Origin of the sequence: Mesorhizobium sp. C268A (genome assembly GCF_040324475.1) — a bacterium.
In the GTDB taxonomy this organism is placed as follows: Bacteria; Pseudomonadota; Alphaproteobacteria; order Rhizobiales; family Rhizobiaceae; genus Mesorhizobium.
This window is the reverse complement of the sequence record NZ_JAMYVX010000003.1, coordinates 220,372-243,461: the sequence shown is the minus strand read 5'-3', so window position 1 is coordinate 243,461 and position 23,090 is coordinate 220,372. Positions and strand designations below refer to the sequence as shown.

Below are 23,090 nucleotides of genomic sequence, written 5' to 3'. Positions count from 1 at the left end.
AGGATGCAGGATGCCCGATTTCGCGAAGATTCGCGCCCGTGCTGCAAAACGCAAAGGCGGCGACGCGGTGCTGACCTCGCTGCTCGGGCCGGCGCCTGAAAATGCCGCCGTGGCTGACATTACGGACGATCGTATCCTCTCGACAATGGCCGAGCGGGTGTTTGCCGCCGGCTTCGTCTGGCGCGTTATTGAACAGAAATGGCCCGGGTTCGAGGACGCGTTTCTCCATTTCCAGCCGAAACGGCTGTTGTTTCAACCTGATGACTTCTGGCACGACCTTACGGCTGATCAACGCATTGTGCGCAACCCGCAGAAGATCAAATCCGTCCGCGACAACGCCGCCTTCGTTGAGCGTGTGTCGAAGGAACATGGCGGTTTCGGCAAATTCCTCGCGGAGTGGCCTGACGACGACCAGGTCGGGCTGATGGCGTATCTCGGCAAGCATGGCAGCCGGCTTGGCGGCAACACCGGCCAGTATTTCCTGCGCTGGCTGCAATGGGACGCCTTCGTCATCTCGGCCGATATGGTCGCGGCTTTGCGTGACGCCGGCCTCGACATCGCCGAAAGTCCGACTTCGAAGAGGGATCTCGACAGGATTCAGGCGCAGATCAACAAATGGGCGCAGGAAACCGGCCTGCCGCGCCGGCACATCTCGCGCATTCTGGCGATGTCGATCGGAGAGAACCATTCGCCGCAATCGCTGCGCGAATATATGGGCGATGACTGATCACCGAATTGGTCCAAACGAACGCCATTGCCCGGGCAAATTTGCCGCGCTAAACCGCACAGATGACCCAGAAGACCGCACCCGATATTCTGCGCATCGCCGTTGCCCAGCTCAACCCGACGGTCGGCGATGTCGCCGGCAACCTTGCCAAGGCGCGCGAGGCCAGGGCCGATGCCGCCCGCCAGGGCGCCGACATCGTGCTCTACACCGAGCTTTTCCTTGCCGGTTACCCGCCGGAGGACCTGGTGCTGAAGCCGGCCTTCCTCAAGGTTTGCGAGAAGGCCGCTCAGGACTTCGCCGGAGATACCGCCGACGGCGGGCCGGGCGTCATCATCGGCACGCCGTTGAAGCGCAAGAGCGGCACCCACAATTCGATCATCGTCGCCGATGGCGGCAAGATCCTCGCCGAGCGCTACAAGCTCGATTTGCCAAACTATGGCGAGTTCGACGAGAAGCGCGTCTTCCAGGCCGGCCCCGAGGCTCAGGGACCCGTCAACTTCCGCGGTGTGCGCATCGGAATTCCGATCTGCGAGGACATCTGGGGCGACGTCGGGATCTGTGAAACCCTGGCCGAGAGCGGCGCGGAAATCCTGCTGGTGCCGAACGGCTCGCCCTACTACCGCGCCAAGATGGACGTGCGCCATCAGGTCGTTATCCGCCAGGTCATCGAGACCGGTTTGCCGATGATCTATGCCAATCAGATCGGCGGCCAGGATGAGCTGATCTTCGACGGCGCCTCTTTTGCCATCGGCGCCGACAAGACGCTCGCCTTCCAGATGAGCCAGTTCGAGGAAACTGTCGACGTCACCACCTGGAAGCGCAACCGCGTCGCCGCAGGCGCGCAAAACGCAGAAGAGTTCGACGGCTGGGTCTGCTCGGAAGGGCCGATGTCGAAAATCCCCGAGAGCGAGGAGGCGGACTACCGCGCCTGCATGCTCGGCCTGCGCGACTACGTCAACAAGAACGGCTTCAAGAACGTCGTGCTGGGTCTCTCCGGCGGCATCGATTCGGCGATCTGCGCCGCATTGGCCGTCGATGCGCTCGGCGAGGAGCGGCTGCGGGCGGTGATGATGCCCTACCGTTATACCTCGGAGGATTCGCTGAAGGATGCCGAGGATTGCGCCCGTGCGCTTGGCTGCCGCTATGACATCGTGCCGATCTTCGAACCGGTCGAGGGTTTCCTACACACGCTGGCGCAGCTTTTTGAAGGCACCAAGGAAGGCATCACCGAAGAGAATCTACAGAGCCGCGCGCGCGGCACGATCCTGATGGCGATCTCCAACAAGTTCGGCTCGATGGTCGTCACCACGGGCAACAAGAGCGAGATGTCGGTGGGCTACGCCACGCTTTATGGCGACATGAATGGCGGCTTCAACCCGATAAAAGACCTCTACAAGATGCAGGTCTATGCGCTGTCGCGCTGGCGCAACAGCCATGTGCCGCCGGGCGCGCTCGGTCCCTCAGGCGAGGTGATCCCCAGGAATATCATCGACAAGGCGCCGTCGGCGGAATTGCGCGAGAACCAGACCGACCAGGATTCGCTGCCGCCCTATCCGGTGCTGGACGACATTCTGGAATGCCTGGTCGAGAACGAGATGGGCGTCGACGACATCGTCGCGCGCGGCCATGACCGGGCGACGGTGACGCGCGTCGAACATTTGCTCTACATTGCCGAATACAAACGCCGGCAAGCGGCGCCGGGCGTGAAGATCACCCGGAAGAATTTTGGCCGCGACCGCCGCTATCCCATCACCAACCGTTTCAGGGATCGCGGTTAAGCATCGATCAAATTGATGAACCTTGGGGGGCCGCATGTTTATCAGCTATTTCAAGGGAACGCCAGAGTATCACATCCTGCGCTTCAAGAACGGCAAGGTCCGTGAGCAGGGGCGCGGCATCTCCTTCTGGTACGGGACGTTCGGCACCACCATCGCCATGGTGCCGGTGACGTCGCTCGACAACCCTTTCATCTTCACCGAGACGACGGCGAATTTCCAGGATCTGGCGATCCAGGGTTCCGTCAGCTACCGCATTGTCGATCCGCTCAAGGCGGCCGAAGGCTTCGACTTCAGCGCCAAGCTCAGCCGTGCCGACGTCGTCGGCGACGGCCGTGAGAAGATCGCCGAACGCCTGGTGCTGGCGATACAGAGCCGCGCCCGCGCGGTGGTTTCGAGCATGACGCTGGAACAGGCGCTGGCCGAGGTGACCAAGCTCGGCGGCAATCTCGCCGAACTGCTGCGCAACGATCCGATTGCCGCGACCGCCGGCCTGTCGATCGAGGAGGTTCACATCACCTCGGTCCAGCCGACGCCGGAGATCCGCAAGGCGCTCCAGACCGAATATCGCGAGGCGCTGCAGCGCCAGGCCGATGCCGCGATCTATGGGCGCCGTGCCTGGGGCGTGGAGAAGGAGCGCGAGATCAAGCAGAGCGAGCTGGCGACCGAAATCGAGCTTGCCGAACGCAACAAGCTGCTGGTCGATACCGAGGCGCGCAACAAGCTGACGCTTGCCGAGGCGCAAGCCAAGGCCCAACAGCTCGAACTCACCGTCTATTCGTCGGCGCCGGCGCACGTGCTGACGGCGATGGCTTTCAAGGCCTGGGCGGAAAAGGGCGGTTCGGTCGGCAATCTGTCGATCACGCCTGACATGCTCACCAGCGCGCTCAGCCAGCTTTCCACGCCGAAAGCCGGGTCCTGAAAGGCAAGCACGGGTGGCAAGCGACCAGAGCGGCAGGCCGATCGACCGGGTGATCGTCGTCACCCGCAAGACCGAGCTGGAGGAGCTGACGACGCGCTTCAACACGCAGGGACAGGCGCGCTTTTATCTCCGGCAGGCCGGCATGAATTTCGACCCGGTCAAGGCGGCGCATGACGTCTATCACCAGGCGCTCGACCGGGTGATGGGTTCGCTTCCCCAAGGCCTCAAACAGTTGCGGCTCGACCGCGAACTGGTCCCGCAGTTCGAATTCGGCTCCGACGCGGTGATCGCGCTCGGTCAGGACGGGCTGGTGTCCAACACCGCGAAGTACCTCCCGTACCAGCCGCTGATCGGCATCAACCCGAACCCGGCGCTTTTCGACGGCGTGTTGCTGCCGTGGAATGCCGACGATACCGAAAAGGTCCTCGGCCTGACGATCGCCGGCAAGGCGAAGCGCCAGGCGGTGGTGATGGCCGAAGCGCGCTCCAATGACGGACGCCGGCTGATCGCCTTCAACGATCTGTTCGTTGGCGCCTCGACGCATGTCTCGGCGCGTTACGAGTTGACCTATGGCGGCAGGACCGAGCGCCAGTCGTCGAGCGGCATTATCATCTCCACGGGCGCCGGCTCTACCGGCTGGCTGCGCTCGGTTATGGCGGGCGCCGCGGGACTGGCCGCGGCCTATGGTGACAACTCCGTGCCGACCGTGCCGCCGCAAGGCTATGACCGCGAAGGCGAACAGCTGTTCTTTTCGGTGCGCGAACCGTTTCCGAGCAACACGACCGGCGTGTCGCTTGTGCATGGCGTCATCACCCGCGACCGGCCGCTGGTGGTTTCTTCGCGGCAGAGCAGGGGCGGCGTCATCTTCAGCGACGGGATGGAGCTCGATTTCGTCGAGTTCAATTCCGGCACCGACGTGACCATCGCGATCGCCGACCAGAAGGCCTATCTCGTGGTGCCATAAGCGCGCCACGTGGGCAGCCAAATCACCGGCCGGACTGAATTCGGCCGCCCTCCATTCTTTGCGAGGCACCATGCCCGACTGTGAAATCAGCTTCGACATGTCACGGATCGATTTCCGGGCGACCTCCGATCTGTTGATGGCGAGTTATTGGGGCGCCGGCCGCAGCGATGACTTTCATCGCCGCGCCTTTGGCAACTCGTTCTGCACCGCGGCCTATATCGATAGGAACCAAGTCGGTTTTGGCCGGGCCATCACCGACCGTACGGTGTTTGCCTATCTCGCCGACATCATCATCTGGCCGCAGCATCGCGGCCAAGGCATTGGCACGCAACTGGTGCGGGCGCTCATCAACCACCCTGAACTCAACACGGTCTCGCACTGGAGCCTGTCGACCAGTGACGCGCATGGCCTTTATGAGAAGCTGGGCTTCAAGGCATCGACCGACGGCCGCTACATGCGCCTCGATCGCAACCCGGAATGAGGCATAGCGAGGGGTTGACCGGCTGTTGTTGCAAAATAACCTCACTGGTTGGACCAGTTACGCTTTGCCACGTGCCCGGCCTTGGCGATCCTTCATGGCGTCTCTATAAGGACCGCTCCGCAAGTGTCTTGCGGGAGGTCTGAATGGCAGTATTTCACATGGTAATGCGAGGCCGCGAAGCCTAGGTCTCACCTGGCGTCCGGCGAAGGTTTGCCCTTCGCACCGATGCCGGGTCGAGTACAGGCTTCTGCCGATGCCGGTCGCCACCCGACAACCCGGGGCGCGCCGCCACCCATGCCGAACCTCCGCAGCCCCGGGCGAATTGCCCAGCGCGGTTTTCAATTTTCAGACCTTACCGGGACCGGGCAGATTTGCGCCCGGATGACATCATGGCTCGTTTTCGAATCGATCTGCGTGCAAGCGCCTTTCGCAGCGTTCTTGGCTTCACGCTCAGCCACTGGCGGCGCCAGCCGTGGCGGCTTTCGCTGATCATGGGCAGCTTCCTGCTGTCGACCATAGCGGACGTGTTGACGCCGCTCTATTCCGGCCGGCTGGTCGACGCCGTCGCCAGCAGTGCGTTGGCTGACGATGTCGCGTGGAATGCGGCAATGGCGGCGTTCTTCGCGCTCATCGCTTTGGCGATGACCGGCGTGGTGCTGCGCAACCTGGCTTTCATGGGCATTGTCGAGCTGACGCTGAAGATGATGGCCGACATCGCCGCCGACGCGTTCCATCGCGTGCAACGCTTCTCAACCGACTGGCACGCCAATAGCTTTGCCGGATCGACGGTGCGCAAGGTCACGCGCGGCATGTGGGCTCTCGACCTGCTCAATGACACCATCCTGATTGCGTTGCTGCCGTCGGTCGCCATGCTGGTCGGCTCGACGTTGCTGCTCGGCTGGTTCTGGCCACTGATGGGGCTGGTCGTGGCAGTCGGCTCGCTGCTGTTCATCACGGTGACGGCGCTGCTGTCGCTCGGCTATGTCGCGCCCGCGGCACGGCTCGCCAACAGCTGGGATACGCGGCTTGGCGGCTCGCTTGCCGATGCGGTGAGCTGCAATGCCGTGGTCAAGGGTTTCGGTGCCGAGACGCGCGAGGAGACGCGTCTTGCCAAGGTCGTCGCCAAATGGCGCGCGCGGACCAGCCGCACCTGGGTGCGCGGCACCATCAACGGCACGACGCAAGGCGCCATGTTGCTGGTGCTGCGGACGGCAGTAATCGGCCTGTCGCTGATGCTGTGGGCCTGGGGCCAGGCAAGTGCGGGCGATGTCGCCTTCGTGCTGACCTCGTTCTTCGTGCTGCAGGGCTACCTCAGGGACATCGGCACGCATATCCGCAATTTGCAGCGTTCGGTCAACGACATGGAGGAACTGGTCGATTTCCAGTCGCAACCGCTCGGCATCGAGGACCGGCCCGGCGCCAAGCCGATCCGGATCACGCATGGCCACATCGCCTTCGATAACGTCACCTTCCACTATGGCAGCCATCGCCTGCCGCTCTACCGCGACTTTTCGGTGGAGATAGCGGCGGGCGAGCGGGTCGGACTGGTCGGTCATTCCGGCTCGGGCAAGACGACCTTCGTGAAGCTGATCCAGCGTCTCTATGATGTCAGCGGCGGCAGGATCCTTATCGATGGCCAAGACATCTCGCAGGTTGCACAGGCGTCGCTGCGCGCGCAGATTGCCATCGTCCAGCAGGAGCCCATCCTGTTCCACCGCTCGCTGGCGGAAAACATCGCCTATGCCCGACCGGACGCCACGCAGGCCGAGATCGAGCATGCCGCCAAGCTCGCCAGCGCGCACGACTTCATCACCGGCCTGCCGAAGGGCTACGGCACGCTGGTCGGTGAACGGGGCGTGAAACTGTCGGGCGGCGAGCGCCAGCGGGTGGCGATCGCGCGCGCCTTCCTGGCGGATGCGCGCATCCTGATCCTGGACGAGGCGACATCGAGCCTCGATTCGGAATCGGAAGTGCTGATCCAGCAGGCGATGGAGCGGCTGATGGTTGGCCGCACGACGCTGGTCATCGCGCACCGTCTGTCGACGGTGCGGGCGCTGGACAGGCTGCTCGTGTTCGACCGTGGCAAGATCGTCGAGGAAGGCTCGCATGACGAGCTGATCCGGCTGAAGGGCGGCATCTACCGCCGCCTGTTCGAGCGGCAGGCGCTGGAACTGACCAAGGGCCTGGTGATCTGAGCTGAACGCAGAGCCCTATCCGAGGGATAGGGCTCTGCCTGATTCATCCAGGCATTCGCTCGAATGGCTGAAGCGCTGGGTCGATCGTGTCCCAGACGTGGCCGCGCACGGTGTAGGTGACCGCCTGCGGGTCGAACTGGCCGGGATCATCGAGGCTCGTGGCCTGGATCGCCGTCACCTCCGGCATGGCGACGAACGTTACGTAGACCGGCGTGCCGCAGGTCGGGCAAAAGGCCTGGGCTTTTTCATTGCCGCTGTCGGCGATCATCCGCCATGTGCTCGGCTCGCCGGTGATCTTTACGTCAGCGCGCCGGCCGAAGGTCACATAGGAACAATGGCCAGTACCGCTGCGCTTCTGGCAATCGAGGCATTGGCAGTGGTTCTGAAAGATCGGCTCGCCGCTGGCCTCATAGCGGATCGCGCCGCAGGCGCAGCCGCCGGTATAGTGCCTGGTCATTGTCGTTCTCCCGCTGTCAGATTGCTTCAGGCCGATTTCGGCTTGGCGAACAGGTCGATGCCTGTGCCGGTTTCGAGGAAGGATTTCATGCTGGACAGCACGGCCGGCCAGCCCTGGCTGATGCCCTTGGCCATGCCGCTGCCGGCTTCGAGCTCGTCATGGCTGACGGTCAGCTTGACCATGGTGTCGTATTCCTCGATGGCGAACGTCACCCGGCTGTGCTTGGTGGGATCGTCGGCCTGCGAGGCGTTGGCCCAGCTCATGACCAGGCGGGTCGGCGGCGAGATTTCGACGACCTTGCCAACGAGTTCGACGGTCCGTTCGTCATTGGCGCGGATGTGTTCCCATTTCGAGCCGGGCTTCCAGTCGGAGACGTTTTCGTGGCCCCAGTAGCGCTTGGCGATATCGGGCCTGGTGATGGCTTCGAACACCTTTTGTGGCGTCGATCTGATGTAGGTCACGTAGACAAAACTGGTGGTTTCCCGGGTCATTGGTCGTCTCCTTCGAGTTCTTGTTTCAGGTCGTGCAGCAGGCTCAGCCGCTGCCGTTCGAATTTTCGCACCCACCGCTCGTAGACTTCGTGCAGCGGCACGGGGTTGATGAAATGCAGCTTCTCGCGGCCACGCTTGACCGTGCTGATCAGATTGGCCGCTTCCAGCAGATCGATGTGCTGCGTGGCGGATTGCCTCGCCATGTCGAGATTTTCGCAAAGCTCGCCGAGCGTCTGGCCGTTCTTCTCACACAGAAGATCGAGCAGCATTCTGCGGGTCGGGTCGCCCAGCGCTTTGAAAACCTTGTCGGCGTCCATCGGTCTCACTCATCTTGAAGACACAATATGCAGGTAAATGCCTGCATGTCAAGCTGTGGCTAAGCTTGGCCTGAAGGGGAGGGATTTATAGTGTCGGATTGCTGGCGCGCGGAGCGAAGCACCGAGCCCGGAATCGGGGCAAGAACCGGTGCGGGCGCGCAGGACTATGCAGCGGTGGCTGTGAGCTAGGCTCTAACGACGAACTTGTCGGGATCGGCGCAGAAATGGGCGATGATCTGGCAGAGGTCCGGCTCGTTGACCATGCGTACGGCCTCGGCCCCATTGACCCATTTGCGGGTGCGCGCGCGCTTTTCCTTCCAGCGGTCGGCAACGTGCTCGACCTGCAGCGGAAACACCAGCACTTCGCAAGGGACTTCCTCGCCGGACGCGAGGGCCTTGGCGTAGAAGTAACGACCGGCCTCGAAAAGCGAAATCTTGCCACGCAATCCGGCTTCCTCGCCCGCCTCGCGCGCCGCTGCCTCGCAGAGCGGCTCCCTGGCCTCGGGCCAGCCCTTCGGCAGCACCCAACGCCCGGTGTCTCGGCTGGTGATCAGCATGATCTCGACGCCGTCTTCGTTATTGCGCCATGGCAAAGCGGCAACCTGCAGGCGACAAGGCGAAGTGCCGAAGAGCTTGCGGACCCTTTCAGCCAGATGGTCGTGTGTCGCCGGTGTCGTCAGCATCAGTGAAAGCTACCCCAGCCCTCAGAATCGTTAGCCGCCGTATGAATCTTACCGACAAGTGTAAGTCTTAAAAGTAAAAAACCTCACACCGACCCGTCAAACTCCGCCAACAGCTGTCGATTCGACAGAATATTGTCCCTTCCAGTGCCTGTTTTCATAGCAAACGGGGCGGGTTTGGCCGTCTGGGCAGAAATGGGGCTGGCGCGAATCAGCCTGCGTGATCGTCGGCGATCGGCTTCTGGTAGGTAAAACCCATGTCCCAGGGAAAGTAGATCCAGGTGTCCTGACTGACTTCGGTGATAAAGGTGTCGACCAGCGGCCTGCCTTTCGGCTTGGCGTAGACGGTGGCGAAATGCGCCTTGGGCATCATGGCGCGCACGATGCCTGCCGTCTTGCCGGTGTCGGTGAGGTCGTCGATGATCAGCACGCCCGCGCCATCATCGGCGAGCAGCGCCGGGGTGATCTCCTTCAGCACCTGCAACTGCCCCTGGCTGGTGTAGTCGTGATAAGAGGCGACGCAGACCGTCTCGATGACGCGTATGCCGAGTTCGCGCGAGATGATGGCGGCGGGAACCAGGCCGCCACGGGTGATGCAGACGATGGCCTTCCACTGTCCCTTGTTGGCGCCGGCAAGCCGCCAGGCGAGCGCCCGGGCATCGCGGTGGAACTGGTCCCAGGAGACCGGAAAGGCTTTTTCGGGAAGGGACATTCTGCACTCCGCGCGCACCATTGTGGAATGCGCGCGGAATTAACTGGAAAGTCAGGGCATTGGCAAGGGCGGGGCCAGTCTGTGGAGTTACCGCGACAAAAAGGCCGCAACCGGCACGCTGCGCAACACGGTGCGCGTGACGCCGCCGAACAAAAGCTGACGCAGCCAGGAATGGCTGTAGGCGCCGAGCACCAGAAGGTCGGCTCCGGTCTCGGCGATCCGGGTCTGGATGACGTCATCGACCGAAGCATTACCCGATTTCTGCACCGACACGCTGACCGTTGCGCCATGCCTGGAGAGTGCCGCGGCGATCTCGGCGCCGGCGGCTTCCGGGTTGTCATCCAGCGTATCCGGCGGATCGATGACCAGAATGTCGGTCTTTTCGGCCTCGATGATGAAGGGCAGCGCGTCGAAGGCGGCACGCGCCGCCTCCTTGCTGCCGTTCCAGGCCAGCAGCACATGTTTGAATGTGGTGACCAACGGCCCCTCATGCGGCACCACCAGCACTGGCCGGCCGGCATCGTAAACCAGCGTGTCGACATCGGCGCTCGTGTCGCCCCCGGTCTCGCGCTGCGCGGCAATAATCAGATCGGCGGCGCGCACGCTGGAAATACCCGTCAGCGCGCTGTCGCCGGAAAAGCTCTCGAGGCTGCGCCATTCGAAGGAAAGGCCGGAATTCTCGATCCGCCCAACGAAAAGCGCCTGCAATTTCTCGGCGCGCTCGCGGTTCATGTCGGCGGAGACCTGCAGGAACTCGGTGTCGGGGAAGCCGGTTGCCGAGGTGTAGGGAACGGGCAGCGCTTCGGCATGGATGCCGATGAGATGGCTCTCGAACCGGTCGGCAAGCGGGATGGCGCAGTCGAGCACGCGTTCGGCGTCCTGTTCGTTCTGCAATATGGCGACGATGGTCTTGAAGCGCATGCGAAATCCCTCAAATCTGCCAGCGCGTGCTGCGCCCGAGGGAAAACGTGGGAGTGCGGTGCTTGGTTCCGGCCCGGCGATGGTCCGCGAACCCAGGGTCAATTGGCGGCGGTGAAGCCGGCCACCATCGCCTCGACGTCCTTGCGTGCCGAATCCAGCGCCTCCTGGCTGCGGGCGCGGACCACCAGCTCCGTCCAGAATTTGCCGTCGCCATATTTCGGATAGGAGCCGATGATGGTGTCGGGATGCGCCTTCTGGATGTCGCCCAGGGGACCGCCGATCAGGCCTTCGCCGAACGGGCAATGGACGGTGGCCGACAGCATCTTGGTGCCGGCCTTCAGCGTCGGCACGACATTGTCGAGCATGGCCTGGAAAATCGCCGGCACGCCGGCCATGACATGGACGTTGCCGATGCGAAAGCCGGGCGCGACGGAGACCGGATTGTCGATATGGTCGGCGCCGCGCGGCATGCGCGCCATGCGCTTGCGGGCCTCGGTGTATTCGATGCCGCGCGCGGCATAGCTCTCGCCCAGCATGGCATAGGCCTTGGCGTCGTATTCGCACGGCACCCCAAAAGCCTTGGAAACGGAATCGGCGGTGATGTCGTCATGCGTCGGGCCGATGCCACCGGTGGTAAAGACATAGGTGTAGCGGGCGCGTACGGCATTCACCGCAGCGACAATCTCGTCCTCCTCGTCGGGAACGATGCGCACTTCCTTCAGGTCGATGCCGATGGCCGTCATGATGTCGGCGAGGTGGCCGATATTTTTATCCTTGGTGCGGCCGGACAGAATCTCGTCGCCGATGACAAGCATGGCGGCAGTGACGATTTCAGGCATGGAAGGCTCCGGCAAACAGGCCCGTTGGCAGACAAGGTCGCCTGAGGCAGAGTAGAAGGTCGCCTGAGATAGCGCGCCATCGAACTGGCGGCAATGCCGACACAAGCCGCCATCTGCCTTGCCGAGCGTTCGTCAGTGGGTGATGGTGCGCGCCGGTCCGCTTCCCGGGTGAAAACATGCTGGTATCGATTCTGCTTTGGCTTGTCGCCGGCCTGTCCGTGCTGGCTCTCGTCATCGTGGCCTGTCTGATGGCCGCTACGCTCTGGATTGCCGCCAAGGCCGAAAGGCTGGTGCCGGCCAGCGGAAACTTCGTCGAGATCGACGGCAGCCGCATCCATTATGTCGAAACGGGCGAGGGACGGCCGATCCTGTTCGTGCACGGACTTGGCGCCCAGCTTCATCAGTTCCAGCACACGCTGTTCAACCGCTTCGGCCCCGGTTGCCGGCTGATCGCACTCGACCGGCCGGGATCGGGCTATTCTGTTCGCGCGCGAGGAGCCACCGGCCGTCTGCCTGAACAGGTCGAGATCATCAGGCGCTTCATCGAAACACTCGGGCTGGAAAGGCCGCTCGTGGTCGGGCACTCGCTGGGGGCGCCGTCGCGCTGACCCTGGCCTTGGAGCATCCCGGCGCGATTTCCGGCATCGCTTTGCTGGCGCCGCTGACGCATCTGGAAGCCGGCGCCCGCGAGAAAGCGGGCCTGCTCTATATCCGTTCGCGGCTTTGGCGCTGGATCATGGCCTACACCGTCGCGATACCGACAAGCCTCAGATATGCGCGGCAGACACTGGAGTTCATCTTCGCGCCGCAGGCCGTTCCCGCCGACTACATGATCGATGGCGGCGGATGGCTCGGGCTGAGGCCAAGCCATTTCCATGCAACCTCCACCGATTTCGTAGCGGTCGAACAGGATCTTGGCCGCATCGAAGAGCGCTATGAAGAGATCGCCATGCCGGCCGGCATTTTCTTCGGGACAGCCGATCGCGTCATCGCCATGCGCATACATGGGGAGCCGATGAAGGACAGGATCGAAGGGCTCGATTTCGAGACGGTCGAAGGCCTCGGCCACATGCCGCAATTCGTCGAGCCGGACCGCGTCATCGCCTTCATCAAGCGCATTGCCGAGCGGACATTCGCCGGCCAAGACCTCACCACAGCCTCACAACAATTTCACTGAACCATTCGGCTGATATCCGGTTTTACCCCGTGTCGCACCCAAGGCGGCGGATACGGAGTAATTCAATGTACAGGAAAGTTTTTGCAGCATTCGTGCCGACGATCGGTCTTGCCACATCGGCGATGGCGCAGTCATCGGACAGCACGTATTCCAACCATCACAGCTGGTGGCCGTTCGGGAACGAGCAGTCATCGACCGTCGACCAGAGCACCACCGGCAGCATCAATGCCGACGGCAGCCAAGGCTATGGCGGCGCTACGGGGCCGTGCGCCTCCGACCCGTCAGGACCCTATGGAAATGTGAGGCCCAACGTGAACGATCAATATTGCGGCAAGTGATCAAGCCGCGGCTTCGACTGACCGGCAGGATGTCCCGCCTGTTTGTTTTGACACGCAATTCCCAAGGGAATTGCTTAGGCGAGCATCCATGGCCGGCAGCGAAAGCTGAGGGGCAAGGATCAGTCGGAAACTTCGGTCTGCGGCCGGTCGCGGCCGTCGGCCAGTTCGTCGTGCCACTTGCCTTCGGCATCCTCATACTGGATGCCGTCCGTGGCGCCGGCGATCTGCTGTTCGGCCGAGGCGATCTCGGCGGCGCGCAGCGCATCCTGGTGGGTCGGGAATGTCTCCGAGAATGTCGAACCGACCTTGTAGGCCCAGCCCCCGTCATGCTCGACGATCTTGTAAGTCAGCTTCGCCATGGAATCCTCCGGTTCGTCCGTCCGCTCAATGCGGCCCGTTTTTCATTGCAATTTGGGCTTCAATGCAACTTGGCGTCTGGCAGCCGGTCTTCGGGAACCAGCACTTCCGATTCCTTGGCCGCTTCGATCAAAGCCCTGCGTGCATCGGCCGTCGAACGATAACCTTCCAGCACTTTGAGGCAAGTGTCGAGAGCATCACGATGGCGCGGGCCGCGATTGAGCGGCCACACCGTCATCAGACACTCCGCCGCTTCCTGGGTGCTGCGGATCTGGCGATATTTGCCGACATGGCCGAGTTCGACCACGACCGGGGTTTCAAAAGGTTTGTTATCCATGATGGCCGCAACGCAAAGCAGCCAATATGGTTGCAAAAATGGCCGTCAGCCTGCGCCCAAACGTCTCACCAACCGCAATCGTTGGTCTCAGTAACCGCAGTCGTTGCGCAGCCAGTGGGCGTTGGCCCAGCCGGTCCGTCCGCCGATTTCGACCTGGTACCAGTTGCCCCGGCGGTCGAAAATCTCGGTGTGGTCGCCGTTGAACAATTGCCCGATCATGCGCGACGACGAGTTCGGCCGTGCGCGCACGGCGAGAAACCCGCTGCCGGTATCCAGATCGTAGTGCCTGGACAGGCCGTGCACCGTGCCTTCGCAATATTGCGCGCCGACCGGAGACGACGCGGCGAACGACAGTGCGACCACCAGAGCGGCGGCTGCCGGATAGATTGCCCTTGATGCCATGGACTTTGCTCCCAACCCGGCCGCCAAGGCGGCCTACCCCCAGGGACTATAGCGGGCGGATTAAAGCGAAGCTGCGGCAATCTGTCCAGCAGATGCGTTTGGCGCATCCGTCGGCGCTGCCTGTTCAGCCCTTCGTCCAATGCTGCATCGTCGTCACCGAGCGGGCAAGCTGCGGCGCGGGATGGATTTTTTCGCTGAAGGTGGCGGCGGCGCGCCAGCCCCAGCGCGGATCGGCGAGGAAGGCGCGGGCCAGCGCCACCATGTCGGCGCGGCCGTCGGCGACGATCGCCTCTGCCTGCGAGGGATCGTCGATCAGGCCGACAGCCCGTGTCGGGATGCCGGCGCCCTTGCGCACCGCTTCGGCCAGATGCACCTGATAGCCGGCGCCGGTCGGCAGCTTCTGCAACGGCGAATTGCCGCCGCTCGAACAGCAGATATAGGCAACATTAAGCGCCTTCAAGGCTTTGGCCACCTCGATCGCCTCGTCGACCTCGAAACCGCCATCGACCCAGTCCTTCACCGACAGGCGGGCGCCAAGCATCAGGTTTGGAACTGCCTTCCTCACCGATTTGGCGATCTCGATGAGGAAACGCATGCGGTTTTCCAGCGAGTCGCCCCAGCGGTCGGTGCGCTGGTTGGAAAGCGGCGACAGGAACTGGAAGATCAGATAGCCGTGCGCGGCGTGCAGCTCGAGGAAGTCGAAGCCGGCGCGCTCGGCCCGCCTCGCGGCTTGAGTGAAGCGCTCGACAAGCTGCAGGATTTCATCTTCCTCCAGCGCATGCGGCACATTCCAGCCGGTGTCATAGGCGATGGCCGAGGCTGAGACGGTCTGCCAGGGATCCTCGCCCGGCTGCAATGGGCCGCCGCCCTCCCAGGGCTTTCGGTTGGATGCCTTGCGGCCGGCATGGGCAAGCTGAATACCGAATTTCGTTTCCGGCGCGGCGACGCGCCTTGCTGCATCCAGCGTGCGCCGGGCGGCCGCCTCGTTGTCGTCGGAATAGAGGCCGAGGCAGCCATGGGTGATGCGGCCGCGCCGTTCGACGTCGGTCATCTCGACGGTGACCATGCCGGCGCCCGACATCGCCAGGTTCATCCAGTGATAGAGATGCCAGTCGCTGGCCGAGCCGTCTTCGGCGGAATACTGGCACATCGGCGCCACCGCGATACGATTCGGAAAGGTCAGGCCATCGAGGGCGATCGGCTGGAAAAGCGCTGCGGTCATCAAAAAACTCCGGAGAGGGACTGCAGCTATTTAGGCGATGGCAGTTGCCGGCACCAGACACGAGGCGGTGAAAGCTTCGCCGTTTCGGTTGCGCGCAAAACCGTTCGCGGTTACGCCATGGCGCCGACAGCTTGGAGCTCATCATGGAAGATCGTATCCGCATCCGCTCGGAGGAAGTCCTGTCCGACGACTGGGCGGTTCTGAAGAAGACCGTCCTCGATTATCGCCGGCGCGACGGGCAGTGGGAGACGCAGATTCGCCAGACCTACGACCGTGGCGACGGCGCGGTGATCCTGCCTTTCGATCCCGAGCGTCAGACGGTGCTTCTGGTGCGGCAGTTCCGCTACCCCGCCTACGTCACCGGCCACCGCGAACCGCTGATCGAGGCCTGCGCCGGCCTGCTCGACAAAAACGATCCCGAAACCGCCATCCTCAAGGAGGCCGAGGAAGAGCTCGGCTATCGCCTACAGAACATCGAGCGGCTGTTTTCCCCCTATATGAGCCCAGGCAGCGTCACCGAACGGCTGTGGTTCTTTGTGGCGCGCTATTCACCCGCCGACCGCATCTCGGCCGGCGGCGGCGCGGCCGACGAGGGCGAGGACATCGAGGTTCTGGAAATGCCTCTTGATGAAGCGCTGGCCGGCATTTCAGACGGCCGCATCATCGATGCCAAGACGATCATCCTGATCCAGCATTTGAAACTGTACCCGATGAAGGGCTAGCTCGGCGAAGCTCGACGTGCCTCACTGCTGCGGGCAGGGTGGCACGTCCACTTCGCGGATGAAGTTGCGCAGGTTGCAAGGACAGCGGAATGGCGCGTGGCGCAAAGGCATGGCTGAAGCGAACAGCGCGCGGGCATCTCTCCTGTTGCTGAACGCCGCGCTGCTTGTCCGCTACCGCCGGTTGACCCAGCGTTTCCTTGAGCGGATGCGGCATCTGCCGAATTTTGCAGCCCCGGTGACGTTCACGGAAAAGATCCACTGGCGCAAGATTTTCGATGACGATCCTCGCTTTGCCGGCCTTCTCGACAAGCTCAAGTCCAAGGAAATCGTCAGGGAGCGGCTTCCCGGGCTCGCCATCCCGGAGGTGCTGTGGCAGGGCGACGATCCGCGCCAGATCCCTTTCGATGACCTGAAAATCCCATACGCCGTCAAATGCAACCACGGTTGCGCCATGAATGTCATCGTTCGCGATCCGGCCAACGCCGACCGGGAGACGATCATTGCCGAGATGACGGAATACCTTGGCCAAACCTATGGCGCCCGCAAGCTGGAGCGCAGCTATGCGCACATAGAGCGGCGGGTTTTCGTCGAAGCGCTTGTCGGCAAGGACCAGGATTATGACCCGGTCGACTACAAATTCTGTGTGCTGGCTGGCCGCGTCGCCTACATCGTCGTCGTCGCCTTCCGTTCCACGGCCAAGAATACCGGCCACCTGGATCGCGATTGGCGCCCGCTGAACATCGTCCAGGGCGCGATCGACTCGAGCCTGGAAATTCCCCCTCCCAAGAGCCTGGCGCGGATGATCGAGGCAGCCGAGGCGCTCGGCAGCGAGTTCGACATGGTGCGTGTCGATTTCTACGAGGAGGAGGGGGAGCCGATCTTCGGAGAATTCACGGTCTACCCACGCAGCGGCTTGCTGCAATTCGACCCGGCTGCCTTCGACCGCGAACTGGGCGCGCATTGGGATATTGGCGCGTCAGGTTACCTCAGTCGTTTGCCCAGCCGATTTGCCCAACGATACAAGGCGATGCTCGTCGCCGCCGGCTATCTCGACGTTTGAGATGGCTGCCTTGGGTGGCGTGCCACCCGAAGCTCGAAGAGCGAAGGGTGGTGCGGAGAACCCATACGATTAGAGATCGAGGCAAACTGATAGCTCAGCAGGTCAATAGCCGTGATTTCGAAGTGCTGCCTCAACTGAGCCGTAGCGGTCAATTTGCCCTGCTGGGATCAATCTTCGTGAGCCGCTGCCTGGTCTCGACCACGCGCCTTTGCGCAGATCGGATTCGGCAACACAAGGCGAGATTCATAGCGACGCCGCAGTCTTCATCGAGCAAGTTTTCAGCGCGCTTCCTGCTGCGACTCGGCCGATTACCGCTAAGGTTACCGGCAAGCTCTCGCACGTCCGGACTGGGTCGAGATCATTTGAAGAACTCTTTCAGTTGTTGAGTCGATTGTCGCCAGAGGCCTTCCGGCCTTCAGGACACGCCGCCTCGCCGATCGTATCCTGCTGGATAAAGCGAGGTTCTCAGCCACCATTTTCTCGCTGAGTACCAGCGCGAACTCGGTCTGTTTGATGCGCTGCTGAGCATCAGCGAGTTGCATCGTGAAAAGATCGGTTGCCATTGTTGATCCGGGATCCGCGAGATTCATGATTGCGTAACACATGGCGGCCGAAATCGTTCCTAGTTGTCGGGCGAAGCCGGTGCCGCAAAGGGCGGCTGAGTTTGAACTTCCCACCCGACCAGACGTCCGCGAGCGCCAAGGCATCGAGAGCCCAGTGATCGGAGGGCCACTACGAGCGGGCGCAACCCGACCACTTAAGTGATCAGCCTCGCTACAGCCTTGACAGGTACAGTCGCGGCCTCATCAAGGGGAGGTATCAATGGTCTCGGCGATTGGAAACCAACATCGGCAGGCAGCTGAAACTCGACCGAAACCCGCAAAGACAGAACCGGGCGAAGGATTTGCGCCAGGCAAAAGCGCAGACAGCGTAGGACATCGCGCCAAGGCAATGGCGGCAGAAAGTGGCGACACGGATTCTGGCGCCCAGGGGCGCGCCGCATCGACAATCGCCAGGATGGATATCACCGTTTTGGCTCCACAGAGCGAAGAGCCGCCTTTGGAGTAACCCGGGCGGCCGTGCCGCTGCCTCGGTCCTTGTGCAGCACGACGCGCGCTGGCTACGCTCGGTGGACATCGTCGTCTCGAAACACTTCGGGCGTTGCACTGCCGCGAGCCGCCTTCGCTGCTGGTCGAGGGGCTGTAACCCTTGGTGAGGCCGGCATCGCCTCGCCGGTCGTTGCGAGCCCACGATCGCGCGGCCAAGCGACCTTCCCTGTGTCGGTCTCTATTTGATACTAGGGGACGGCGGTTTCATCACGGGCAATTGCAGCTGGTCAATGGTTGCGACGATGCCGGCGGCAATGGCTTCCGCCTCATGGATCAGTTCCGGACCATAGAGCCCATTGACCATCTCTTCGCTCGGCAGCACGCCAGGAGGACAGTGCTCTTCCATTGTGCGCCGGATGAGCGTCAGCGCTGCCCGGCATTGGTCGGCTTCGATCTTCATAGCCCTTCAAAGATCCAATTCGTCTAAAATGTTCCGGAACTAATTTAGCGATAGCTAATTGAAGTCGTGGTTCTGCGAGTCAGTGCATGCGTCTGAAATTCATCAAGCCTATGGAACCCGAACTGGTCGACACGCCGCCGATGGGCGATGATTGGATTCATGAGATCAAATTCGATGGCTACCGCACCCAGGTCATCAAGGATGATGACGGGATTCGGCTGATCACCAAGAACGGTTATGATTGGACGGGCCGCTACATCCAACTTGCCGGTGAGGCGGAAGCGATCGAGGCGAAAGACTTCATCATCGACGGCGAGACCATTACGATCAATGAGGCTGGCCTATCCGACTTCCATGCGCATCAATCAGCCGCGACCAGCCGCAAGCCGTCGCGCGATCTGTATCTGCTAGCATTCGACCTCTTGCATCTGAACGGGCATGACTTGCGGAACACGCCGGTGGAAGACCGTCGCGAGATCCTCCGGGCGTTGATCCCGGACGGCGGCCGAATCCAGTTCAGCGAAGCGATGCCGGGCACTGGCGACGCCGTCTTTCATCTGGTCGACCAGGCTGGGCTTGAAGGTATCGTTTCAAAGCGGAAGGGCAGCAAGTATCGGTCGGGTCCGACGACGAACTGGCGCAAGATCAAGTGCTATGCCGAAAAGGAGATGGACATCATCGGCGTGCAGCGCGAGGCCGGCAAGCCTGCCATGGTGCTGATGGCCGACAAAGGCCACTATGCCGGCGGCGCCTTCGTCACCTTCAAGGCGGACAAGCGCCAGCGCCTATGGGACCGCGTGCAAGGCAAGATTGGCGGGCCGGCGCCGAAAGGGCTCAAGAGTGACAAGGCCGAATGGCTAAAGCCGGGCCTGGTCGGCCGCGTGCGGTTCCTAAAGGGCGAGGAGAAGCTTCGCCATGCCAAGCTGCTGGATTTCCGGGAGGAGACTTAGCCCGGAGGCTTGTCCCGGGGCTGTGCCGGTCCTGTCCCGTTCCACTGGATGAACTTCGCCTTCTGGCCGGTGATGGTCTCGATCGACTTCAACAGGGGTCCATGGACCTTACGTAGAGCTTGGTAGTGCTCGCCGTGGTACGCCAGGAGCGGCCCGACGATGCTCTTGTGCAGCGCTTCGGCTGCCGCCAGGAAGCGCTCGATTTCAGCCCGGGAAAGTTGTTCCGAAGGTTTGGTTCTGGCCATTGGCGCTCTCCATTGAGGGGTCGCCGCAACGAGGACTATAATCCTACATGCCGGACTGCCTGACAAGAGGGCTCGCCGGCCTTACCCCGCAGGTAGCAGTAGGGCGACGGCGTCAAGCGCAGCCATCAGGAGCAACCACCAGCAAAGATGAGCAACGGCAGGCCCGGCGACCTCCTTTGGCACACGGGACAAACAAGAAGGTCGCCGAGCCTTACCGGCGCTGCTTTGTGAGGGAGACGACGCCGGATGAGATGAGAGTATGCGATCGTGCTAATCTCTGCGAACCATGCGAACGAAGGAAAGCCTTGTGGCACCGACGTTGAGATCAAGGTCGGGCGGGGCGCTGATCGCTGCGGCAGGATTCTTCCAAAGCGGTAGTGAGTCCAGAGCGGAACATTAGCGTCGGCTAACGGTTAATTCGGCAGTGTTCCGAACCGTGATTGGTAGAGCGATGGTGACGTTTCATCTTGTCTATTTTTCCGGCCTGACGGCAGACCAGCTGCTAGGCAGCGCCGTTTCTATCCTGGCGTGTTTGCTGCTTTATAACGCTCTGGCTTCGGACGCCTGACTGATAGGTCGGCCAGCGGCCCGGCATCCTTGGCAGCCGGCGATTGCGATCCCGATGCCAACTTCAAGACCTATCACGAGGCCAAAGACAAGCTTGCCGACGAAATCAATGGCGAGGGCCGGACAGGACGCCACACGTCCAGGCAGGGCTCTCTGAGGGCATTGGCGATGCCCGTTGCCTCAAGGTGGCGAGCTTTTTCGTTAATAGGCCTCCGCGCTGGGCAATCTGTTCCGAGAGCTTCTGTGATGCCTCTATGACGCGGCAAACCTTGGAAAAGGTTTCCGTGGCAGGACCGGGGTACGATTCTAACCAACTAGGGCTGTATAGGCCACTAGCGCCCGACGATCCGGCTAATCATGTCGTCGTCAGGTGCGCTGTCGGTGAATTCCCGTAGGAGCGCCTTCGCGTGGTCTACCCAATGCTCTTCAGCCAGGTTCAGCTCCCGAACGGATCTCCTGAAGGTCTCGCACACCACATCGAAATCGAAGGCGTCAATGCTGTAGCCTTCCTCGTCATGGTCCATCGGCAGCTCCCCCAATGGGGGAAACTGTACGGAATCGTACGAAGCAAGTGCAAGGGCATTCAAAAGCAATTGGCTGATGCCGCCCGATCGTTCCACAATGTGTTGCTAATATGCAGCACCGACTGAATCTCCGATCAGCGGCACTTGTGGTTGGTTCCAACAGCTGCACGTTGACGGCAAGATGCCAAAGCCAACGACATGCGGGCGACGAAGATGGACAAGCGACAAAACACAAGAAATGTTGAGTTGGTCGGTCTTCTGGCCGTGCCGTTGTCAGTTCTAATCACGCTGCTGATAGCTGGAATGATCCTTTGCTGAAATGTTTGAGTGGCAAAAGGCTGGGGCGGCGGGTTTTTCCCCTTTGAAAGAAGTCACGATGTCCCAATCCGTCGAACCCCCGATATTGCCAGAGGATAGCCCAGACCGTGAGGTGAACTGTGAAGTCGCATTAGAAGCCGCGTTTGCGGCCTTGGTGACTGCGTCAGAAGCGCAAGGTTGGACGCCACAGGAAACGGCTGCAACTCTTCTCAAAATCGCGACGGGGCATGCCCACCGGGTTGAGGCCGCTGCGGCCCCAGCCGGCTCCCAAGGGAGTGCTTTGCGCGGTCGGTCGCTACCGACAGGAGTGTTGCAGCAGGTATTCCAGCAAGAGTGTTAAACCTCTTCAGTTTTGTCCCTCTCCTCTGCCAATGCGCTCTTATCAAAGCCAAGCCCCAGTGGCATCGGCATGATAAGGTCTGTGAGTTGCGGCTTACACTCGAAGAGGACTGCCCTGGCCAATAGGTGGCCGGCTCGCAAAGGTCTTTGAGACGTTCTGCAGCCAAATCCTGATCTAATGCCCGTCAAGGCCGGACGACGCGTATTTCTCATGTCCTTACCGCAGCCAATACCGAACACCAAAACACCACCGGCCGAATTGATGAAGGCTGACAGTGCTTTTGCCAACGCCGCCCGACCATCCTTAGTTGGTTGTTCTTGAGGTGTGAAAGCGGGCCCCTGTTTTCCGACCGCAGGTGTCTTGAAGTCTAGGCTTAGGCTTTCCTGCATCTCGGCCTCAACTGCTGATTTAGCAGAGCTTCCCTATGAGCGACCAAGTCATGAAAATCCAGCATGGCAGTTTCCGGCTTTGTATCCCGGCTGCCCCTGCGGCTACCCGCGTCGGCCTTTTCTATGGTAGCCAGTGAGTTCGTACAGAACGAATCCTAAGCATTTCAATTGGTGCGGACGACGGGAATCGAACCCGTACGATCAGAAATCGAGGGATTTTAAGTCCCTTGCGTCTACCAATTCCGCCACGTCCGCAGGCCAGCCCTTTTCAGACGCCAGCGAAAACCCGTCAAGCATCTTTTGCCGAGTGTCGAACTCATGAAAGGTGTTTCGCGATTTCAAAACAATTGGTTGTGGCGAAAATCTCAGTCGCCGAGAACGCTCAGAATTTGTAGCTGAGATTGATACCAACCGCGTTCAGTTTCACATCCTGATCGCGATCGTTGAAGGGTTCCGCCACGTCATAGTGCTCGGAGCCGAAATCATAATAGCGATATTGCGCGCCGACGATGAATTTGTCGGTCAGCGCATAGTCAACGCCGGCGCCCAAGGTCCAGCCGACATTCGTGCGTGTGCCGGCGAACGACGCGCCCGCGACTTGCGAAGTTTCGATGCCGGCAAAGGCGACGCCGCCGACGCCGTAGACCAGCACGCGGTCCATGGCGAAGCCCGCTTTGGCGTTTACAGATCCGAACCACTTGATGTCCGTGCGGAATGTGCTTCCAAGGCCTGATACCGCCGTACCGTCGACGGCGGAATAATTGAGCTCCGCCTCGGCGCCGAGCACCGCCTGATCGAACTGCCACAGGCCGGCGACATGGCCGCCGACGAAACCGCCGTCAATGTCGGGCGAGATGGAAAACGGCGCGCCTTCCGTCACTGATATGTCGGACTGGCCCCAGCCGTAGCCGGCCTGCAGGCCGGCATAGTAGCCGGTCCAGTCGAAGCCTGGTTCGGTCATCGGCACCGCCATCGGGTCGGCGGCGAATGCCGGCGCGGCCAGAGCAATCAGAAATCCGGCACTGGCAATGGTCAGACAGCGCATCGAGTTCTCCGAAAAGGCGGTTCAGAAGGCGCCTTGCCGGAAGGTAATCCTATTCGCCGCAAAACGGAACCCATTGTTCAACAATCGGAATGTACCCGTTGCTGTGC

Annotated in this window: 27 protein-coding genes and 1 tRNA gene; 12 read left to right on the top strand and 16 right to left on the bottom strand. The window is 61.6% G+C overall.

The genetic code is table 11. The annotated features are described in order from the left end of the window. The first annotated feature begins 10 nt into the window (after window positions 1–10). The 6 genes from NKL06_RS28115 (at window position 11) to NKL06_RS28090 (ending at window position 7,064) form a co-directional block, all read left to right on the top strand. Window positions 11–727, top strand: coding sequence for a DNA-3-methyladenine glycosylase I (locus NKL06_RS28115; protein WP_023691180.1), 717 nt, complete (start codon window positions 11–13; stop codon window positions 725–727). Window positions 728–789: 62 nt separating this feature from the next. Next, window positions 790–2,505 (top strand): NAD+ synthase, encoded by a 1,716-nt coding sequence (locus NKL06_RS28110; protein WP_023691181.1) that lies wholly within the window; start codon window positions 790–792, stop codon window positions 2,503–2,505. 34 nt (window positions 2,506–2,539) lie between these two features. Further along, the gene (locus NKL06_RS28105; protein WP_023691182.1) at window positions 2,540–3,424 is read left to right on the top strand and encodes an SPFH domain-containing protein; all 885 of its coding nucleotides are present in this window, start codon (window positions 2,540–2,542) and stop codon (window positions 3,422–3,424) included. Window positions 3,425–3,437: 13 nt separating this feature from the next. Next, window positions 3,438–4,388: a diacylglycerol kinase catalytic domain-containing protein gene (locus tag NKL06_RS28100; protein WP_027050400.1), complete on the top strand. Its 951-nt coding sequence runs from the start codon at window positions 3,438–3,440 to the stop codon at window positions 4,386–4,388. Window positions 4,389–4,458: 70 nt separating this feature from the next. Then, the gene (locus tag NKL06_RS28095) at window positions 4,459–4,869 is read left to right on the top strand and encodes a GNAT family N-acetyltransferase (protein WP_023681545.1); all 411 of its coding nucleotides are present in this window, start codon (window positions 4,459–4,461) and stop codon (window positions 4,867–4,869) included. A gap of 389 nt (window positions 4,870–5,258) precedes the next feature. Next, window positions 5,259–7,064: an ABC transporter ATP-binding protein gene (locus NKL06_RS28090; RefSeq protein ID WP_023681544.1), complete on the top strand. Its 1,806-nt coding sequence runs from the start codon at window positions 5,259–5,261 to the stop codon at window positions 7,062–7,064. Between the two features lie 43 nt (window positions 7,065–7,107). On the opposite strand, the gene NKL06_RS28085 is transcribed toward NKL06_RS28090, so the two are convergent. The 7 genes from NKL06_RS28085 to NKL06_RS28055 form a co-directional block, all read right to left on the bottom strand. Beyond that, a complete protein-coding gene (locus NKL06_RS28085) occupies window positions 7,108–7,521 on the bottom strand; it encodes a GFA family protein (protein WP_023681543.1) in 414 nt (137 codons plus the stop codon). A gap of 26 nt (window positions 7,522–7,547) precedes the next feature. Then, window positions 7,548–8,012, bottom strand: coding sequence for an SRPBCC family protein (locus NKL06_RS28080; protein WP_023681542.1), 465 nt, complete (start codon window positions 8,010–8,012; stop codon window positions 7,548–7,550). Beyond that, the gene (locus NKL06_RS28075) at window positions 8,009–8,329 is read right to left on the bottom strand and encodes an ArsR/SmtB family transcription factor (protein ID WP_023681541.1); all 321 of its coding nucleotides are present in this window, start codon (window positions 8,327–8,329) and stop codon (window positions 8,009–8,011) included. Before NKL06_RS28075 ends, NKL06_RS28080 begins: the two co-directional genes overlap by 4 nt. Before the next feature lie 185 nt (window positions 8,330–8,514). Further along, entirely contained in the window at window positions 8,515–9,012 is a 498-nt protein-coding gene (locus tag NKL06_RS28070) for an NUDIX hydrolase (RefSeq protein WP_023667541.1), read from the bottom strand. A gap of 208 nt (window positions 9,013–9,220) precedes the next feature. Further along, entirely contained in the window at window positions 9,221–9,721 is a 501-nt protein-coding gene (gpt, locus tag NKL06_RS28065) for a xanthine phosphoribosyltransferase (RefSeq protein ID WP_023667540.1), read from the bottom strand. An 87-nt stretch (window positions 9,722–9,808) separates the two neighbouring features. Beyond that, window positions 9,809–10,642 (bottom strand): universal stress protein, encoded by an 834-nt coding sequence (locus NKL06_RS28060; RefSeq protein WP_023681540.1) that lies wholly within the window; start codon window positions 10,640–10,642, stop codon window positions 9,809–9,811. A gap of 98 nt (window positions 10,643–10,740) precedes the next feature. Continuing rightward, entirely contained in the window at window positions 10,741–11,481 is a 741-nt protein-coding gene (locus NKL06_RS28055; protein ID WP_023681539.1) for a competence/damage-inducible protein A, read from the bottom strand. Between the two features lie 176 nt (window positions 11,482–11,657). On the opposite strand from NKL06_RS28055, the gene NKL06_RS28050 reads away from it, so the two are divergent. The 3 genes from NKL06_RS28050 (at window position 11,658) to NKL06_RS28040 (ending at window position 12,996) form a co-directional block, all read left to right on the top strand. Further along, window positions 11,658–12,089, top strand: coding sequence for an alpha/beta fold hydrolase (locus tag NKL06_RS28050; protein ID WP_352581352.1), 432 nt, complete (start codon window positions 11,658–11,660; stop codon window positions 12,087–12,089). A gap of 8 nt (window positions 12,090–12,097) precedes the next feature. After that, the gene (locus NKL06_RS28045; protein ID WP_352581351.1) at window positions 12,098–12,658 is read left to right on the top strand and encodes an alpha/beta fold hydrolase; all 561 of its coding nucleotides are present in this window, start codon (window positions 12,098–12,100) and stop codon (window positions 12,656–12,658) included. Between the two features lie 65 nt (window positions 12,659–12,723). Continuing rightward, window positions 12,724–12,996: a hypothetical protein gene (locus NKL06_RS28040; protein WP_023691185.1), complete on the top strand. Its 273-nt coding sequence runs from the start codon at window positions 12,724–12,726 to the stop codon at window positions 12,994–12,996. Between the two features lie 119 nt (window positions 12,997–13,115). Here the strand turns inward: NKL06_RS28040 and NKL06_RS28035 are convergent, their stop codons facing one another. From NKL06_RS28035 to NKL06_RS28020, 4 genes are all read right to left on the bottom strand, one after another. Continuing rightward, window positions 13,116–13,355 (bottom strand): DUF2188 domain-containing protein, encoded by a 240-nt coding sequence (locus NKL06_RS28035; protein ID WP_023667535.1) that lies wholly within the window; start codon window positions 13,353–13,355, stop codon window positions 13,116–13,118. A 59-nt stretch (window positions 13,356–13,414) separates the two neighbouring features. Next, window positions 13,415–13,693 carry a DUF982 domain-containing protein gene (locus NKL06_RS28030; RefSeq protein ID WP_032891817.1) on the bottom strand — a complete coding sequence of 93 codons (279 nt, stop codon included), beginning with the start codon at window positions 13,691–13,693 and terminating at the stop codon, window positions 13,415–13,417. An 84-nt stretch (window positions 13,694–13,777) separates the two neighbouring features. Continuing rightward, window positions 13,778–14,092 (bottom strand): SH3 domain-containing protein, encoded by a 315-nt coding sequence (locus NKL06_RS28025; RefSeq protein ID WP_023691186.1) that lies wholly within the window; start codon window positions 14,090–14,092, stop codon window positions 13,778–13,780. Between the two features lie 124 nt (window positions 14,093–14,216). After that, entirely contained in the window at window positions 14,217–15,314 is a 1,098-nt protein-coding gene (locus NKL06_RS28020) for an NADH:flavin oxidoreductase/NADH oxidase (RefSeq protein WP_023691187.1), read from the bottom strand. 143 nt (window positions 15,315–15,457) lie between these two features. Here NKL06_RS28020 and NKL06_RS28015 point away from each other — a divergent pair, with 143 nt between their 5' ends. Further along, window positions 15,458–16,036, top strand: coding sequence for an NUDIX domain-containing protein (locus NKL06_RS28015; RefSeq protein WP_023667531.1), 579 nt, complete (start codon window positions 15,458–15,460; stop codon window positions 16,034–16,036). Between the two features lie 109 nt (window positions 16,037–16,145). Beyond that, window positions 16,146–17,096 carry an ATP-grasp fold amidoligase family protein gene (locus NKL06_RS28010; RefSeq protein WP_023807364.1) on the top strand — a complete coding sequence of 317 codons (951 nt, stop codon included), beginning with the start codon at window positions 16,146–16,148 and terminating at the stop codon, window positions 17,094–17,096. A 1,287-nt stretch (window positions 17,097–18,383) separates the two neighbouring features. Here the strand turns inward: NKL06_RS28010 and NKL06_RS28005 are convergent. After that, window positions 18,384–18,605 (bottom strand): hypothetical protein, encoded by a 222-nt coding sequence (locus tag NKL06_RS28005; protein WP_023681532.1) that lies wholly within the window; start codon window positions 18,603–18,605, stop codon window positions 18,384–18,386. 86 nt (window positions 18,606–18,691) lie between these two features. Here NKL06_RS28005 and NKL06_RS28000 point away from each other — a divergent pair, with 86 nt between their 5' ends. Further along, on the top strand, window positions 18,692–19,555 hold the full coding sequence (locus NKL06_RS28000; RefSeq protein ID WP_023667527.1) for an ATP-dependent DNA ligase: 864 nt from the start codon (window positions 18,692–18,694) through the stop codon (window positions 19,553–19,555). Here the strand turns inward: NKL06_RS28000 and NKL06_RS27995 are convergent. The 4 genes from NKL06_RS27995 to NKL06_RS27980 all read right to left on the bottom strand — a co-directional run bounded on the left by NKL06_RS27995 (window position 19,552) and on the right by NKL06_RS27980 (window position 22,983). After that, a complete protein-coding gene (locus NKL06_RS27995) occupies window positions 19,552–19,800 on the bottom strand; it encodes a hypothetical protein (protein ID WP_023691191.1) in 249 nt (82 codons plus the stop codon). The genes NKL06_RS28000 and NKL06_RS27995 overlap by 4 nt on opposite strands. 899 nt (window positions 19,801–20,699) lie before the next feature. Continuing rightward, complete coding sequence (locus NKL06_RS27990; protein WP_023667524.1) at window positions 20,700–20,891, bottom strand: hypothetical protein; 192 nt, start codon at window positions 20,889–20,891, stop codon at window positions 20,700–20,702. Between the two features lie 1,216 nt (window positions 20,892–22,107). Then, window positions 22,108–22,193 (bottom strand) — tRNA-Leu (locus NKL06_RS27985). Between the two features lie 127 nt (window positions 22,194–22,320). Then, window positions 22,321–22,983: an outer membrane protein gene (locus tag NKL06_RS27980; RefSeq protein WP_023691195.1), complete on the bottom strand. Its 663-nt coding sequence runs from the start codon at window positions 22,981–22,983 to the stop codon at window positions 22,321–22,323. Window positions 22,984–23,090 lie beyond the last annotated feature (107 nt).

What these genes read in the sequence shown, in the direction of transcription:
- NKL06_RS27980 (WP_023691195.1), bottom strand. Translation starts at nt 22,983, where the DNA reads ATGCGCTGTCTGACCATTGCCAGTGCCGGATTTCTGATTGCTCTGGCC.
- NKL06_RS28090 (WP_023681544.1), top strand. Translation starts at nt 5,259, where the DNA reads ATGGCTCGTTTTCGAATCGATCTGCGTGCAAGCGCCTTTCGCAGCGTT.
- NKL06_RS28040 (WP_023691185.1), top strand. Translation starts at nt 12,724, where the DNA reads ATGTACAGGAAAGTTTTTGCAGCATTCGTGCCGACGATCGGTCTTGCC.
- NKL06_RS27995 (WP_023691191.1), bottom strand. Translation starts at nt 19,800, where the DNA reads ATGGCCAGAACCAAACCTTCGGAACAACTTTCCCGGGCTGAAATCGAG.
- NKL06_RS28020 (WP_023691187.1), bottom strand. Translation starts at nt 15,314, where the DNA reads ATGACCGCAGCGCTTTTCCAGCCGATCGCCCTCGATGGCCTGACCTTT.
- NKL06_RS27990 (WP_023667524.1), bottom strand. Translation starts at nt 20,891, where the DNA reads ATGGACCATGACGAGGAAGGCTACAGCATTGACGCCTTCGATTTCGAT.
- NKL06_RS28010 (WP_023807364.1), top strand. Translation starts at nt 16,146, where the DNA reads ATGGCTGAAGCGAACAGCGCGCGGGCATCTCTCCTGTTGCTGAACGCC.
- NKL06_RS28015 (WP_023667531.1), top strand. Translation starts at nt 15,458, where the DNA reads ATGGAAGATCGTATCCGCATCCGCTCGGAGGAAGTCCTGTCCGACGAC.
- NKL06_RS28070 (WP_023667541.1), bottom strand. Translation starts at nt 9,012, where the DNA reads ATGCTGACGACACCGGCGACACACGACCATCTGGCTGAAAGGGTCCGC.
- NKL06_RS28000 (WP_023667527.1), top strand. Translation starts at nt 18,692, where the DNA reads ATGCGTCTGAAATTCATCAAGCCTATGGAACCCGAACTGGTCGACACG.
- NKL06_RS28110 (WP_023691181.1), top strand. Translation starts at nt 790, where the DNA reads ATGACCCAGAAGACCGCACCCGATATTCTGCGCATCGCCGTTGCCCAG.
- NKL06_RS28055 (WP_023681539.1), bottom strand. Translation starts at nt 11,481, where the DNA reads ATGCCTGAAATCGTCACTGCCGCCATGCTTGTCATCGGCGACGAGATT.
- NKL06_RS28005 (WP_023681532.1), bottom strand. Translation starts at nt 18,605, where the DNA reads ATGAAGATCGAAGCCGACCAATGCCGGGCAGCGCTGACGCTCATCCGG.
- NKL06_RS28095 (WP_023681545.1), top strand. Translation starts at nt 4,459, where the DNA reads ATGCCCGACTGTGAAATCAGCTTCGACATGTCACGGATCGATTTCCGG.
- NKL06_RS28050 (WP_352581352.1), top strand. Translation starts at nt 11,658, where the DNA reads ATGCTGGTATCGATTCTGCTTTGGCTTGTCGCCGGCCTGTCCGTGCTG.
- NKL06_RS28075 (WP_023681541.1), bottom strand. Translation starts at nt 8,329, where the DNA reads ATGGACGCCGACAAGGTTTTCAAAGCGCTGGGCGACCCGACCCGCAGA.
- NKL06_RS28085 (WP_023681543.1), bottom strand. Translation starts at nt 7,521, where the DNA reads ATGACCAGGCACTATACCGGCGGCTGCGCCTGCGGCGCGATCCGCTAT.
- NKL06_RS28105 (WP_023691182.1), top strand. Translation starts at nt 2,540, where the DNA reads ATGTTTATCAGCTATTTCAAGGGAACGCCAGAGTATCACATCCTGCGC.
- NKL06_RS28080 (WP_023681542.1), bottom strand. Translation starts at nt 8,012, where the DNA reads ATGACCCGGGAAACCACCAGTTTTGTCTACGTGACCTACATCAGATCG.
- NKL06_RS28060 (WP_023681540.1), bottom strand. Translation starts at nt 10,642, where the DNA reads ATGCGCTTCAAGACCATCGTCGCCATATTGCAGAACGAACAGGACGCC.
- gpt (WP_023667540.1), bottom strand. Translation starts at nt 9,721, where the DNA reads ATGTCCCTTCCCGAAAAAGCCTTTCCGGTCTCCTGGGACCAGTTCCAC.
- NKL06_RS28025 (WP_023691186.1), bottom strand. Translation starts at nt 14,092, where the DNA reads ATGGCATCAAGGGCAATCTATCCGGCAGCCGCCGCTCTGGTGGTCGCA.
- NKL06_RS28115 (WP_023691180.1), top strand. Translation starts at nt 11, where the DNA reads ATGCCCGATTTCGCGAAGATTCGCGCCCGTGCTGCAAAACGCAAAGGC.
- NKL06_RS28035 (WP_023667535.1), bottom strand. Translation starts at nt 13,355, where the DNA reads ATGGCGAAGCTGACTTACAAGATCGTCGAGCATGACGGGGGCTGGGCC.